The sequence below is a fragment of the Microbacterium xylanilyticum genome (genome assembly GCF_054654695.1).
On record NZ_BAAIEN010000002.1, the window covers coordinates 1,987,109 to 2,001,282 of the forward strand.

A 14,174-nucleotide genomic window follows, 5' to 3' on the forward strand; every position below is an offset into this window, starting at 1 on the left:
AAAAGCCGCGAAATCCGGGCCGATCCGGCGGCCTCCGCGGAAAGCCGGGTCGTCGAGGCGTCGAGCCTTACCACCGCACTGTCTGTGGCCTGTTCGGCGACGGGCTGTTCTCGTTCGCAGGGGTGGACGGTGACCGCACTTTTCACGGCATGGAGGAAGCGCGATGGCGGAGTACGAGAACGACACAGTCCTCGAGGACATCGACGACGACACGAGCGTCGAAGCCGATCCGGGCGAGCAGACCACGAAGGCCACGGTTCGCGGCGCCCGCGGGACCCGCCGCCCCGTGCAGATCACCCGCGCCGGGGCGACACGCTCGATCGAGAAGTACGTCGAGCTGACCGGCGCGACCGACCAGCACATCCACCTGCTCACCGCATCACTCGACCTGCCATCCGGCACCGACCTGGTCGCGATCGCGGCGACCATCGTCGCCGGGAAGAAGCAGCCTGCCGTGACCACCCTCCTGTCGCTCGCCGACAAGGCGGAAGACCCCTACCAGGCGATGCTGCACGCGATGGACCTCGGCCGGGACGAGGTGAAGCAGACCTGGCAACTGCTCGCGACCGCTCAGCTCGCGGGGGTCTCGGGCGCACTGCCGTCGAAGGACTCTGCCGCGGCGGTCGCCGTCGCGAAGGCCGCCGGCAAGCTGACCGCTGCGGACCGTTCCCTCCTCGGGGAAGTCGCGGAGCTCGCACGCCGATGAAGAAGTCAGCGAACCGGCGCGCACCGGCGAACAGGGGCCTGTGGGAGGACGCCGACAGCCAGTACAACCCGGACGCCCAGAGCATCCGCACATCCGAACGGCGCGGGAAGTTCCTCCGGGTCCTCCTCCGGGCCACCGTGTTCGGCCTGTTCCCGGTCGCGTGCATCTGCGCGATCGTCGCGATCGGTGTGCTCGTGAGCGCGCAGAACCTCACGAAAGCGACGGTCAGCAGTGTCGACACGAACTCATCGCGTGGGAAGTCGGTCGCATGGACCACCGTCCAGGACTGGCTGGCGGCGGATCCGTCGCCGCTCCCGGACGGGCGGATCATGTCCTGGGACGGTTTCCAGCGGTGGGAGCCGCCGAAGCCGAAGTCGGACCGTGACAAGCCGCTCGGCTACGAGTACGAGACGCACCGGTTCACCCTGCAGCGCGGGAACGCCCTGTACTCCGCGAGCGTGCAGGTCATCGTCAACGGTGAGGCCGCGTCCGCGCTCGGAACCCCGGACCTCACCCCGATCCCGCTCGTCGCCGACAAGTCGAACGCGTCCCCCTGGTTCGACGCGCAGGACGCCTCCGCCGGCGACGCGGTCAACACGGCCGTCAAGGAATGGGCGGCCGCGTTCACCAGCGGCGACCCGTCGAACCTGCGCCGCGTCGTCCGGGACGCGGACGCCTCGCACGTCTACGTCCCCATGGACGGCGTCGCATCCGTCGTCGCCGCCCAGGTCGTCAAGGCCGCTTACCCGGTGAAGAAGGGCGACCCGGACGGGGCGCCGGACAAGACCCGGATGCTCGTCCAGGTCCAGGTGCAATTCTGGTGGGACGGGCAGGAGCCCACCGAGGAGCAGAAGAACCAGGGGGCGGAGAAGACGCCCCAGGCGATCACCTACGACCTGCTGGTGCAGGACGCGGACACCGCGAACGCTTACGTGACCGCGTGGGGCGGTCCCGGCGAGGCGCCACGCCTGACCCCGTACATGAACGCCATGACCGGCGTCGATCCAGAGCAGTCGAGCGGGCCTTCCGGCAAGCCGGGCACCCCGGGGCCGACGACGAGCCCCACACCGACGCCGACGAGCACTAGAGGCACGCCATGACCGATCCGACGCCGACCGTCCGGGTCGACCCCACGGCAGCCGACCCTTTCGCTGAGCTCGCAGCCCAGCTGGGCGGGGGTGTCGTCCGTGCTGGGGTGAACACCGACCAGACCCTCGACCCGCTGCGTACGGTGCCGCTCCCCCGCCGTGCCGCCGGAGGTGCATGATGTCCCGCCGCACCAAGGTGAACACCTCCCTGGTCATCCCGACGACACCGCAGTTCGAGACCCGCGCCAAGCGGCCCCTGTTCGACGGGCTGTGGCCGGGCACGAACGGGCGGATGTGGCTCTGGCGGTCCGTGCCCATGGGATCCGTCCCCGACGCCCGCAACGTCGAGAACCTCCTCGGCGTCGGCGCGGGACTGTCGAAGGCGTACGAGGGGCTGGCGATGCTCGCCGGTCGGGGTTCGCACCGTGCGGGCGTGAAGTCCACGTACCGGGACACGCACGCTCTGCTGTACAACATCCCGGACACGTACCGGGCAGACCCGCGATCCCCGATCGCGGACTACCTGAACCGGGAGCAGGGTGACGACCCGGTCCTCAAACGCGGTCTTCTGTTCGGGGTCGAGCTGCGGCCGACCACCGGCACCGGCACCATCGGAAGCGCCATCGATTCCGTCATGGAGACGCTCATGTACGGCGGGTCGCCGCTCAGCGACTATGAGAAGGATCACCGTGAGGTCGCCGGCATGCTCGCCCGGGCCGGGTTCTCCGTCCCCACGCCCGCGCAGATGCGTCTCGCGGACAGCTGGTGGAACTACGGCCTCACGAAAGGCGTGCCGGTACTCCCCCACGACGAGCACATGCACTACTTCCACTCAGCGGCCGCGGCGCGGCTGGCCGTCAGCATCGACAAGCTCGACTGCGGGAAGTGGCCTGCGGACCTCGGCGAGCACGCGGTGTCGTTCGCGGCGGTCGAGGACTTCGAGTTGGAGTTCCGACCCGCAACCGATCCCATCTCCCACTGGGTGCTGCCGATGCTCGACAACGGGGCACGGATCATCAGCGTGCGAGCGAAGGTGGAGCCCCAGAAGGTCACGCGCAACGAACTCCGCGGGCAGCAGCGCCGGTACCGCGCCGACCTTGCCGAGCTCGCCCAGCAGAACAAGGCGGACCGGGCCGAGATCGCCGAACGGGAACAGAACCTCACCAGCATCGAGCGGATGTACGCGAACGGCGAGGGTCCGGCGACGCTCACGAACACGAGCGTCATCGTCGGATTCTCCGGCGTCATCGATGACATCGACAAGTACGCGCCGCCCGCCCTGCAACTGTCCCCGATGCTGAACCGTCAGCCAACGGCCTGGCACGAGACCATGGTGTGCTCGGCCGTGCGCGCGAACCCGCTCGAGCATGACCTGCCGCAGACGATGATCTCGTTCAGCGGCCTGCCGTCCCTGACGCAGGTGGGCGACGCGGACGGTGCGCTGCTCGGATTCACCGAACGGGACCGGCAGCCCGGCTACCTGTCACCTACCGCCGCATCCACCGAAGACGGGCTCCCGATCTGCGGTGTGTACGCCGCGACCGGCGCCGGGAAGACCCTGCTGCTGCAGTACCTGGCGAACCAGTTCCACCGGCTCAAGCACCCGCAGGTGATCATCGACCCGAAGCAGAAGTCGGACCTGTCCGCGGTCGTAGCCTACGCCGGGGGCCGGACGATCAGCCTGGACGACTTCACGACCCAGGACGGGCCGCTGGATCCGCTGCGGATTTTCCCATCCCGCGCGGACGCGATCACTAAAGCGTCCTCGATGATCGAACGGGTCAACCCGTACGGCGACGATCGGGTGAAGACGTATTCGACGGACCTCGCGTACGCGATCAAGTGGGCGGTCGACAACGGAGCGAAAGCCACCGGGCAGGCGCTGCAGATGGCATACGAGGAGAAGATCCTGACCACCGAGCAGGTGCAGCCGATCTTCCGCTACGCAGAGGTCTACCCCATGTTCCGGGTGACGTTCGGCATGTCCGGAGACGCTGAAGGCCTGGAGCTGTCCGACGGGCTGACATACGTGCACGTCGGGGACAGCGCATTCGAGCTCCCGAATATCAACGCCAGCGACGGGGACCGTCAGGAGCCGACGATCCGCAACAGCATGAACGTGATCCGGATGCTCATCTGGGGGTCCCTCGCGTCCCTCCGCGGTCGCGGCGGCGTCATCCATTTCGATGAGTCCTGGGTGATGGAGAAAGCTGCTTCCGAGGACCTGGACCAGGTCGGGCGTCTTGCCAGGCAGTGGGATGTGCTCCCGATCCTCTACACGCAGAAGCCGTCCGGGCAGCTGAACATCGGCCTGAAGGGGTACATCTCCCGGGCCCTGATCGGGCACATCAAGGACCCTGTCGAAGCGCGTGCCGCGCTCGAACTGTTCGGTCTGGAGGACAACCGGGTGGCGCTGGAGCGGATCACCGCGGAACGTTACGACGGCACCGGCAGCGGGCTGAACTGGAACAGCCTGCAGCACCTGCCACACCCGGAAGACCCCAGTCGGGCTCTCCGCGGAAGCGTGTTCTACTACGCGGACCTGCGCTCCCGGTTCGCGGCCGTCGAAGTGCGGCCGTCCGACGAGTTCATCAAGATGGCCTCGTCCCGCCCCGAGGACGTCGCGCGGCGCGAACGCGAGAAGGAAGGCTCACCGATCGCAGCGTGATCACAGACTCCGGCAGCGTTCCCCCATCCGCGCTGCCGGCCCCCTGGCCCGGTGTCGTCTTATGCCGTGGGAAGGCACCGGGCCTTTTCATGGGCTGCCCGACCGCGGTTCCGTTCGCAGGGGTGGACGGTGAAGGGGGAACAGTGGATCGCACCAGCATCGACCTGACCGGGAAGAACTTCGACCCCGGGAACCAGGCCCACGTCGACACCGTGCTGCGGAAAGTCGAGGAGAATCACGGCCCCGGATGGGAGATCCAGGACTTCGCCGACGGTGTCCTCACGCTGGTCCGCCGGGGCTTGATCCACCGTGTGGAAGGCACCGGGACGACCCGGACGGTCAGCCTGGGCGGGATCATGCGCGCCACGGACGGTGAGAAGGCCGCGCAGATGCTGGAATCGGATCCGAAGAACGCCGGCTGGTACCTCACCGGGTTCCAGCCGCACATCAACCGCGGGATCCTGTCGAAACTCACCGACGCCGAGGTTCGCTGCCGCAGTGCGGTAGCGACCGCCCTCGGTGTGAAGCCCTGGGATGTGCAGGTGTCGGCCCGGAAAGGTGGCGGGTTCCGCCTCGGTCTGCCGCCCCAGTACGTGCCATCGAAGCACGACGACAAGCTCGCGGAGGTCGCGGAGATCACTGTCGGCGAGCTCGGCTGGTACTTCGTGGGGAACTCGAACGCACTCACCGGTGAGATCATCCCGTCCACACCGCCGATGTTCCCCGCATCGATCCCCTACCCGCTCGACCGGATGCCGCACCCGCAGGACGGCGCGCTCAGGCCGATCCCGATCGGTGAGCGTCTCGCGGATCGTGGCGATGAGCCGAACGAGACCCTGTACCTGAACTTCTCCGCCGCCCCGCATGCGCAGCTCGGTGGCATCACCGGAGCGGGAAAGCTACTTCCGCTCGATGCGAAAATTCCGACTCCGACTGGCATCACGACAATGGGCGAGCTTTCTGTCGGCGATGAGGTGCTGAGCCGTAGCGGCGAGCCCACGCGTGTCATCGCCGTGAGCGCAACCAACCCCGAACCTGATCTGTACGAAATCACGCTTGACGATGGGCAGACAATCGAGGCCGACGCTGACCATCAATGGGTCGTCTGCTCACATACACAACGTGCTCGCAAGCATCAGCCCAAGTTCCTCCGTGCCTTCGCGCGCCAGGCAAAACTGCTGCGAGTCGCAACAGAGCTCCGTCTTCGCGCAGCAGCTGCGGATGCCCATGCAGAGGTCACGGAGCGCGAATTGTTCGAATCCATCACCGACATCGAAGGTCTGGAATGGAACTACCCTGCCAGCGTCCGAAGCGCACTGAAATTCATGGATGTGCCGTCGCGCCTGGTCGAACGCTCCGCAACTGTAGCCGATTCTCGCGACCGGATCACCATTCACCCAGTTGTCTACCCGGAACGGAGAGCCCTGGAGCGTCTCTCTGAACGAGTTGAATGGATTGCGGGGGAGGCTCGCTCACTCGATCCTGATGAACGAATCATGACGACGGCCGAGATCATCGCGGAGACTCGTGTCGGCGGGACTCGCTTCGCCATCCGCACTTCAGCGGGTGCGGACCTGCCGAACGCGACGTTGCCAGTCGCTCCGTACACGCTCGGCGCCTGGCTTGGAGACGGCACGGCGCGTACTGGCGCCATCACGTCCATGGACGAAGAAGTCATCGCGTCTGTCCTCGCCGAGGGGTACACGGTCGCGCGCACGGGGCACGCTCACGGGCGCGCTTCCACGTTCCACATTGATGGCCTGCGGGCCGCTCTTGGTGGCCTGTTGCCGCTTGCAGAGTCCAATGACGGTCGAAAACTCGACAAGCGCATTCCAGAGACATACCTCCGTGCCTCGCTCGCCCAACGCATGATGCTCCTGCGAGGAATCATGGACACCGACGGCACAATCGATTCACGCGGGCGTTGCGGCATCGATCTCACGAAGGGCGACCTAGCTCGAGATGTGCTCGAGCTCATCCGCAGCCTTGGCATCAAGGCGTCCATGCGGACTGGCGCGGCCCAATACATGAAGGCCGGTGTCACTCACGTCACAGGTACTCGATACCGCATTTCGTTCACAACGACGGAGGCAGTGTTCGGGCTTCAGCGAAAGTCCGAACGGTTGCCGCGCACCACTCGGCAGACGCAAGGCTGGTTGTACATCACCGCCATCCGTTCCGTGCAGTCACGTCCGGGGCGCTGCATCCAAGTGGACTCGTCCGACGGAACCTATCTGACGGCCGGATTCGTTCCGACGCACAACTCGGTCACGCTCAACGACATCATCTCCGGCGCCCTCGCCGGCGGTGCGGAGCTGGCGATCATCGACGTGCCCCAGAAGGCGGTCGACTTCGAGAACTGGCGTCCATTCGTCCGCAACGGAGGGTGGGGGTGCGAGTCGTTCGAGGAAGGCGCCGTCGTCCTCGAGGAGTTGTACCGGGAAGGCGAGCGACGGGCCTCGGTCCTGAAGCGGTACAAGGCGAAGAACGTCAACGAGCTCCCGGCGGACGTCCGCGCGACGATGCGGGACGTCGTCATCATCATCGACGAGGTCACCGGGCTGTTCGCCCCGGAGACGGTCCCCCGCCGCCTCAGTGGGAAGGACCCCCTCCGGGTCGAAGCGGAGAACCGCAACTACGCGAAGGAGCTGATCAAGACCTTCGTGCAGAAGATCGCGGCCGAGCAGCGGTTCGTCGGTTTCCACCTGATCCTGTCCACCCAGGTCGCATCCACCGACACCGGGATCAGCACCTCGCTGCGCACGAATCTCCCCCACAAGATGCTGCTCGGCGCCGTCGCCACCGCCGGGAACAGGAAGCTGATCCTCGCGAACGTGTCCGCGGCGCCGGAGATCCCCGACCGGGTGAAACAGGACGAGGATGTCGCGAAAGGCGTCGGCATCGCCGAGTTCGCCGGTCAGCCGACGGTCGTGTTCAAGTCCTACTACGCGACCGAGGAGACTCTCATCGAAGCGCTGCGTCAGCGAGGCATCCATCCTCTCCCGGAGACCCAGTTGGATCAGACTCGTCCCGCGCATGCGGCCGTGCACGCCCGGTTCCCCGACCTTGCCCAGCAGGCTTCCGATACCCGGGAAGCAGCCACACCCCAGTACGGGACCGGGCCGCGGGTGTACGAACCCTGGGAGCTCGACCCGGAGACCGGACGGCCATTGCAGGGTTTCGCTCGAGCGAACGCCGCCCGGCACCAAGCCACGGAGACCGCGAAGGCGGGGTGAGCATGATTCCCTGCGGAACCGGGTATGCGGAGCCCATGAACAGCAAGGGATTCCGGTACGCGATCGCGGACCTGCCGACCACCCACCCGGATGGTGCCGACCGCACGTTCGACGACGATGAGCTCTTCCGGATCCGGGACGTGCTCAGCCGCTACGACGGGTGGGCGGTGGTGATGCGCGAGGACGACGCGGGGCTGATGCTGCACGCCGGCGCCACGCAACTGCTGCGTTGGGAGCATCCCCTGCGCCCGGGTGGGAAGTGGACCATCACGGAGGTCGTTGCGATCCGCCGGCCCGCGCTCGTGATCCCGCTCGACGGCGCCACCAGCTCGGTGGTGACCGTCGACCGTTCGGCACCGTACGCGGGCGGGAAACCGGAATGGTGGTCGCGGTGGGTGCTCGCTCACTTCGGGTTCCGCCCGGGGGTGGACGTGGTGGACGTCGTCCTCGGATCCCCCACGCTCGTGCACGCCGCCGACGGGCGGATCAGTTTCGACAGTCTGGAGCAGGCAGCATGACCCGAAACCGGGAGTTCGCACTCATCGACAACACCACCCAGGAGGTGACCACGTCGGACAGCATCCTGGAGCTCACGGACAGCATCCTCGCCGGCCACGGCACTGAGACCGCCGACGGCCGGCTGGCGTTGCGGCATGATGCCCTCGCGGACCGCGCGAACACGCTCCAAGCGCTTATCGTCGCCGATGCTGGTGCGGAGGCGCTGGGCGAGGACGCGCTTACGGTGATGCTGCATGATCGCCGCACGGAGACTGTGATCTTCGACGGGTGGGAGTCGGTCCTCCCTCTGTTCCTGATGGCCACCGGCTACGCCCCGTTCACGGATGTGCCCCGTCCGTCCGGGGCGACGATCGTCTGGCTGGACCCGCTCACGGAGCGGACGTTCCTGGACTCGCTCGCCCGCCTCGGCGCGGTGCAGCTGTTCGTCGCGGATCCCGACACGCTGGAGGACGCCGCCTGACGTTCCGCCCGGGCTGTCAGGATCGACCAGGCGCCAGTATTTCGCGGTGCCGTGTGGAGGAGGGCAGCACCATGGGGAAGTTCCGCACGACGATGATCGCCGCCGCGACCGCCGTGGCACTGTCCGTGACGTTGAGCGCGTGCGCTCCGGCCTCCCCGGAACAGGCCGCCCAGCAGGCCGCTCAGGGGTGGGTGAACGCGGTGATGGAGCGTAAGCCCGCCGATGCGGCGAAATTCACCTGCGAGGAGCCGACCGGGTCGGATGGGATCATCAGCTCGAAGTTCGACAAGTCCCTGTACGACCTGTACACGTCCGGGGACAGCGGCATGGTCATCCCGAAGGGTGGGGACTGGAAAGTCAGCGGCACGAAGCAGGCGAAGGACGACAAGAACCACTACGTGGTCACTGGCACGGACGAGAGGGCCGGCACGTTCAGCGTCACCGTCCGGCTGAAGGCAGACACCGCCCCGTGCATCTGGTCGCTGGACACGTCCAGCGCGAACAAGTCTTGATCACGCGGCCGCGGCCTCCTGGCGCTCCTCCCGTTGCACGACCTCGAGGGCGTTCTCGAACCAGCGGGCGACATCCGCGATCGTGCGTACGCCGGCGCCGAGCGGGTTGTCCGGGAACCGGATGAGCGCGCCGGCGGCGTCAGGCCATTCCGCGGCGGCCTTCGCGCGGTGCTTCTCGGTCTGCGGGATGCCACGGAAGTCGCGTTCGCTGGCGGGTGCGAAGAACTCCGCTGCCCACGCCTGCTCGGCCGCGTGGACGAGGCTCGACCATCCGCGCCGCGTGGACATGGACTTCGCGGCGCGTCGGATGTAACGGCGGGTGCTCTCTGCGGGCCGTGACGGGAAGACGACCGTTCCGCGGACGATCGTGGTGACGACATCGGGTTGCTCTTCGATGAGTGTCTCCAGGTCGTCGTAGGTGTAGTCCAGCCACAGATCAAGCAGGCGAGGGTCGATGTGCTGGGCGCGTCCGGGGTGTCGCTCGCACAGGTCGCGGGCGGCGTAGACGGACAGCAGGATTCGCTCCCTCCCCTCACCGGTCGAGGTCAGCGATTCAATCCACCGACGGGTGGCGGTGTCGGCGACGAACGGTGCGGGCAGGCCCAGGTAGCGCAGCAGCTGCTCCGCAGCAGCACGATCGATTTCGTAGGGAAGCATCCGCTTGCGATCCCAATGTTCGACTTCCCGGATCTGCGACAGGGCCCTCGCCTCATCCAGATCGATGATGCATTCCTCTTCCGCGGATGGGACCTGGCCGGCGTCCGGTACAGCACCGCTCCCGCGCTGCGTATGCGTGCGGATCCGCCGGACCACGGTCATTCCGCCTTTCACGCTCTCGGACGCGTACCTTCGAGCCCACCCGACGGGGCTGTTGATCAGTCCCTGCAGTGGGATGCGGCTGGTGTGCGGACGACCGCGGTTCGGCGCCAGGGCCGTGCCCAGTACCTTCCGTTCCAGCGACCGGGTCACATGGTCCTGCAGCCGCTCCCGCTCGAGCTGATTGAGCCGCTGCCGTCCTTCGAACCCGGCGACAGCACGGTCGACGATCCCGAGCGCCGGGTCCAACAGCACCCCGACGATCTGCAAGCGCACGGCAATCTCTTCAGTGGGGTCGTTCAGCGCCTGTTTCGCGGCCTCCCGGATCCGGGCGGCCGCCTGCTGATCGTGCGGTGATCTCATGACCCCCATATCCCCGGTTTCGCCGGAAAACTTGCCGACCCCGATGCAGGGGTGGTGCGGGTATGTGACGGGTATGACAACGCTGATCGCATCAGGGAGTCTCACCGTCCCGCCGCCGGCACCGCCGCCGCTGATGGATGTGCTGTCCAGCGCGTCCCATGCCGGTACGGTGACCGTCGCGGAGGTCGTCGGGATCGTCACCAAGGACGGATTCGGGTGGAAGGCACGCACGCTCGCGGGAGCGTCCGAGACCCGGGTGCAGGCCGCACGGCAAGGACGCTGGTCGGGTCTGCGCGACTCCGTCGCGGAATGGCTGAATGCCCTCGACGGGGAGGTTGTCGTGGTGCGATGTGCCACCGAGGCGCTGCGCACGGTGATCGCCGACGCGGTGCGGCTGCCCCGGTTCATCGTCCCCTCTGTGACGATGCTGAACCGGGGGCTGGGGTGGATGGCGGAGGCCGTCACCGAGCTGCACGACCGTATTGCCGCGGAGGCGATGACGTACGGCCATGCACCGGTCCTGTACGCAGGCACGGACGGTTCAGCTCATCCACGCCATGGCCGGCCCGCATGGTCGTGGGTCACGCACACCGGGCAGTTCCGCACTCAGAACTGCACCGGCAACCTGCTGACCGCAGAGCTCGGTTCGATCATCGACTTCGCCTGCACACACGCGTCGAAGCGCTGCGGTCCTCGGAAGGAGGGGAAAGAGTTCTCGAAGGCTGTGCTCTTCTCTGACAGCATGCAGGCCGTGCGCATCCTGCTGACCGCGGACGCGTCGATCTTGTCCGCGTTCCCGAGCAAGCGTGTGGCCCAGACGCTGCGGATGCTCCGCTCCGGCGCGCTCGAGGTTGTGTGGGTGCGCGCGCACCACGGGAACCTGTTGAACGACGTCGCTGACCGTCTCGCGGTGCTGCAGCACCGGCAGTCGTGGCTGAAGCTGACCGATCGGGACGTCCGGAATCTGGCAGGAACGATCGTGGAGGGGATGCTGCCTGCGCTGGCGTCCGCCCGATGGCAGGACATCCGCCGGCAGGCGCACCTGGAATGGCGTGAGCACGACCGGATGCACCCGAGCGCAGCGGTGCCCCGATGACCGTCGCCGTGCTGATGTTCCTGCTCATGCTGATGTTCCCGCCGTTCGCCCTCGCATCCATGTCGGCGTGGATGTTCGTGTCCCCACGGCTGCGCATGCGCCCGCGGCTGCGTCGGGTGCGTGTGCTGGTCCTTCTGCTGCTCGCGTGTGCGGCCGGGGCGGTCGGTGTCGAGTCGTTCTGGGACGCCTCAGAGCGTGCCGGGCTGCTCGGGGAGGCGTCGTTCGCGGTGATCTGCGTGACGTTCGCGTTGAGCGGCGTCGCCGCGTCGGTGCGTGTCCGTGACGCGGAACGTCAGGCAACCGACGACCTGGCCAGGGAACGCCTGCACTCCGGGGAACGGGACCGGTTCGGCCAATCCACCACGGCGCCGCACGTATGAACGACATGACCATCATCGACGCGAACGGCGCACTGCATGACCGGCGGGGGCTGTTCTCCGGGCATGTGCGCGAGCACGCAACCGAAGCCCTCACCCTGTCTCGTCGGGAGTTGTTCGACGCCGCGGCCGCGAAGAGCACGATCATCGGCGATTGGGTGTCACAGCTGGAGGACGACGGCGCACTCCCTGCCGATGGTGTCCCGGCCCGGGAGCAGATCCGCCTGTTCCTGGAGGACCCTGTGGGTTCGAAACCGGATGGATGGGATTGGGAGGAGTGGGAGCGTTTTGGCGACTCGGATGAAGCGCACCAGGCGGCGTTCCAGATGTCTCAGGTGCTCGCGGACGGGCAGGCGGGACGGGTCACTTCCACGTTCGATCTGCGTCCCGGCGACCGGGTGGACCTGTCGCGATTGTTCGATGAGGGCCCGGATGCGGAATGGGCCCGGCAGAACTTCAGCGTGGTCACGGACGTCGTCCGGGACGGTGACGGTCGCAGCTGGGTCAGTGTCCGCGAGGGGGCCGAGGGGCGGCCCGTGTCGCTGTACGTTGCGACCGGTACGGGGGTACCCGTCCCCACGGTCGCTTTCCGGGGTGTCGAGCGCACGGAGCGGGAAGTGGTCGAGATCCTCGCCCGGGAGAAGAAGCTCGACCGCGCATACGGGGCCGACGTGCGCACTCTCTTGGACAACTTCATCCGTGAGAGCGACCTCCGGTTCGGCGATGACGACTACCCGCAGGCGGTGATCTGACGGTGACGATCCCCCGTATTCCTTCAGGTGTCTCCTCGCATGGCGGCGAGTTCGCGGAACGGATCCGCTCCGCTCCGGAGCTGGAGCTTGCGCCGATGCCGACGGTGGTGGGCGTGGGCGTCAGCGCGCTGGTCGAATACCGGGACGCGTCGACCGCTCGCCGAGCGAGCATCATGCAGCGCACGCTCGACGAGTTCGAGCACCTGTCGCCCAAGGACCGGGTGGCGGAATGGCGGATGGGAGCGGACAGCCGGTTCGCGGTCGTCTTCACGACCTTCGCTCCCCGTGGCTGCCCCGCATGCGGCGGGTTCTGGTTCTTCGAACGTGACGATGAGGTCCCGTACTGCCCGCAGTGCGCCGGGATCGACGGCGCGGACTGACCGTCGGCCGGCCAGGACCGCAACGATGCCGTCCGTATAAGAGGCATGAGCACCTTCGACGAGTCCAAGGTCCGTCGCGGTCAGCCCGACAACGCCGGCCAGTTCCGTGACCACGTCCGCAGCGACCCGGACGCCGTTCTCGAGCATGGTGGCGGGGTGGATCCGGCGCCGTCGGATGCGCTCGGCGCCGCCACTCGCCGTTTCCTGGAAGCCCGTGCCGTGTACGAGCGGGAGACGATCCGGGACATGCGAAGGATCGCACCCGCGGGGATGGAGACGATCGCCTACTCGTGGGATGGCGACGACCTGCAGTTCACCGGGTTCCGCGACGAGCACGGCAACGCCGTCACCCCCGACGATGTCGACGACCGCATCCGTGAGGCGTACTACGACCTCGGGAACCTCGGCACCGGGGCGCTGCGGCACATGCATCAGGACGGCCCGGACTTCACCCTCGACGTGGAAGAGCCGAACAAGCCGACGGGGATCGCTGCGTCTCGTCGCCGGCTTCAGGAAGCGATCGACCGGTACCGGCACGTCGGTGAAGAGCATGAGGACTGGGTGTCCGCAGCGAACGAGGTCGAGGATGCCGCCCATGACGTCCTCACGGGGCTGTCCCGCTCGGCGGGGATCCGCCGGCTGCAGTTGGATTGGTCAGATCACGGAGAGTTCATGACGGTCACCGAGGTCGTGGATGCCGACGGGACGACGCTGTGGCCTGGCAACGGGGTGTTTGCCGGCGACCTGGAAGACGAGCTCGACGAGGTGGCATCCAACATCTCGAACCCGTCCCGCCACTTCTCGAGCTCGGAGGGCAATGGCGCGACCTTCATCCTCGACCTCTCATAGGCCGAAAGGCCCCAGGGCGGTTGACATCCCGCTGACCGGGTATGTGAAAGGCATGGATATGACAGCAGAGACCATCCCCGCACCGCTCGATGCACTGATCGCAACGGACCGGAAACCGCTCGACGCGCACGACCGGTGCGATGCCTGCGGCGCCCAGGCTTACCTGGCCGCGGTCGTCAATAGGACCGAACTCCTCTACTGCGGCCATCACGCGAACAAGTACGAGGAGAACCTGTTCCTGGCCGCTTCCTCCTGGCACGACGAGCGTGCGTCGCTGCTGAACGCCGCATAGCTAGACACCGACGAGTGATCCGCGTCACACCGAACACCCGCCACAGGCGCCGCACGGACG

The 14,174-nt window shown here is 67.2% G+C and carries 15 protein-coding genes; 14 read left to right on the plus strand and 1 reads right to left on the minus strand.

Annotated elements, in window-relative coordinates; genetic code table 11:
• Positions 1 to 163: 163 nt before the first annotated feature.
• The 8 genes from ACYQ1L_RS10075 to ACYQ1L_RS10110 all read left to right on the plus strand — a co-directional run bounded on the left by ACYQ1L_RS10075 (position 164) and on the right by ACYQ1L_RS10110 (position 9,189).
• Positions 164 to 706 carry a hypothetical protein gene (locus ACYQ1L_RS10075; protein ID WP_460004029.1) on the plus strand — a complete coding sequence of 181 codons (543 nt, stop codon included), beginning with the start codon at positions 164 to 166 and terminating at the stop codon, positions 704 to 706.
• The gene (locus ACYQ1L_RS10080) at positions 703 to 1,806 is read left to right on the plus strand and encodes a hypothetical protein (protein WP_460004030.1); all 1,104 of its coding nucleotides are present in this window, start codon (positions 703 to 705) and stop codon (positions 1,804 to 1,806) included. The genes ACYQ1L_RS10075 and ACYQ1L_RS10080 overlap by 4 nt, the downstream gene beginning before the upstream one ends.
• Complete coding sequence (locus ACYQ1L_RS10085; RefSeq protein WP_460004031.1) at positions 1,803 to 1,973, plus strand: hypothetical protein; 171 nt, start codon at positions 1,803 to 1,805, stop codon at positions 1,971 to 1,973. The genes ACYQ1L_RS10080 and ACYQ1L_RS10085 overlap by 4 nt, the downstream gene beginning before the upstream one ends.
• Positions 1,973 to 4,462 carry an ATP-binding protein gene (locus ACYQ1L_RS10090; RefSeq protein WP_460004032.1) on the plus strand — a complete coding sequence of 830 codons (2,490 nt, stop codon included), beginning with the start codon at positions 1,973 to 1,975 and terminating at the stop codon, positions 4,460 to 4,462. Before ACYQ1L_RS10085 ends, ACYQ1L_RS10090 begins: the two co-directional genes overlap by 1 nt.
• Before the next feature lie 143 nt (positions 4,463 to 4,605).
• On the plus strand, positions 4,606 to 7,698 hold the full coding sequence (locus tag ACYQ1L_RS10095; RefSeq protein WP_460004033.1) for a Hint domain-containing protein: 3,093 nt from the start codon (positions 4,606 to 4,608) through the stop codon (positions 7,696 to 7,698).
• Between the two features lie 35 nt (positions 7,699 to 7,733).
• A complete protein-coding gene (locus ACYQ1L_RS10100; protein ID WP_460004034.1) occupies positions 7,734 to 8,216 on the plus strand; it encodes a hypothetical protein in 483 nt (160 codons plus the stop codon).
• Positions 8,213 to 8,677, plus strand: a complete 465-nt coding sequence (locus ACYQ1L_RS10105) for a hypothetical protein (RefSeq protein ID WP_460004035.1) — start codon at positions 8,213 to 8,215, stop codon at positions 8,675 to 8,677. Before ACYQ1L_RS10100 ends, ACYQ1L_RS10105 begins: the two co-directional genes overlap by 4 nt.
• A 71-nt stretch (positions 8,678 to 8,748) precedes the next feature.
• Entirely contained in the window at positions 8,749 to 9,189 is a 441-nt protein-coding gene (locus ACYQ1L_RS10110; RefSeq protein ID WP_460004036.1) for a hypothetical protein, read from the plus strand.
• Here the strand turns inward: ACYQ1L_RS10110 and ACYQ1L_RS10115 are convergent, their stop codons facing one another.
• A complete protein-coding gene (locus ACYQ1L_RS10115) occupies positions 9,190 to 10,569 on the minus strand; it encodes a hypothetical protein (protein ID WP_460004037.1) in 1,380 nt (459 codons plus the stop codon).
• Here ACYQ1L_RS10115 and ACYQ1L_RS10120 point away from each other — a divergent pair.
• From ACYQ1L_RS10120 to ACYQ1L_RS10145, 6 genes are read left to right on the plus strand one after another with little or no spacing between them, the layout of a single operon-like run.
• Positions 10,538 to 11,464, plus strand: coding sequence for a ribonuclease H family protein (locus ACYQ1L_RS10120; RefSeq protein ID WP_460004038.1), 927 nt, complete (start codon positions 10,538 to 10,540; stop codon positions 11,462 to 11,464). The two genes, ACYQ1L_RS10115 and ACYQ1L_RS10120, sit on opposite strands and share 32 nt — an antisense overlap.
• Complete coding sequence (locus ACYQ1L_RS10125) at positions 11,461 to 11,844, plus strand: hypothetical protein (RefSeq protein ID WP_460004039.1); 384 nt, start codon at positions 11,461 to 11,463, stop codon at positions 11,842 to 11,844. Before ACYQ1L_RS10120 ends, ACYQ1L_RS10125 begins: the two co-directional genes overlap by 4 nt.
• A gap of 5 nt (positions 11,845 to 11,849) precedes the next feature.
• Entirely contained in the window at positions 11,850 to 12,593 is a 744-nt protein-coding gene (locus tag ACYQ1L_RS10130) for a hypothetical protein (protein ID WP_460004040.1), read from the plus strand.
• Between the two features lie 2 nt (positions 12,594 to 12,595).
• Positions 12,596 to 12,973: a hypothetical protein gene (locus ACYQ1L_RS10135; RefSeq protein WP_460004041.1), complete on the plus strand. Its 378-nt coding sequence runs from the start codon at positions 12,596 to 12,598 to the stop codon at positions 12,971 to 12,973.
• Positions 12,974 to 13,018: 45 nt separating this feature from the next.
• Positions 13,019 to 13,822: a hypothetical protein gene (locus ACYQ1L_RS10140; protein ID WP_460004042.1), complete on the plus strand. Its 804-nt coding sequence runs from the start codon at positions 13,019 to 13,021 to the stop codon at positions 13,820 to 13,822.
• A gap of 58 nt (positions 13,823 to 13,880) precedes the next feature.
• The gene (locus ACYQ1L_RS10145) at positions 13,881 to 14,114 is read left to right on the plus strand and encodes a DUF7455 domain-containing protein (RefSeq protein ID WP_460004043.1); all 234 of its coding nucleotides are present in this window, start codon (positions 13,881 to 13,883) and stop codon (positions 14,112 to 14,114) included.
• Positions 14,115 to 14,174: the final 60 nt, after the last annotated feature.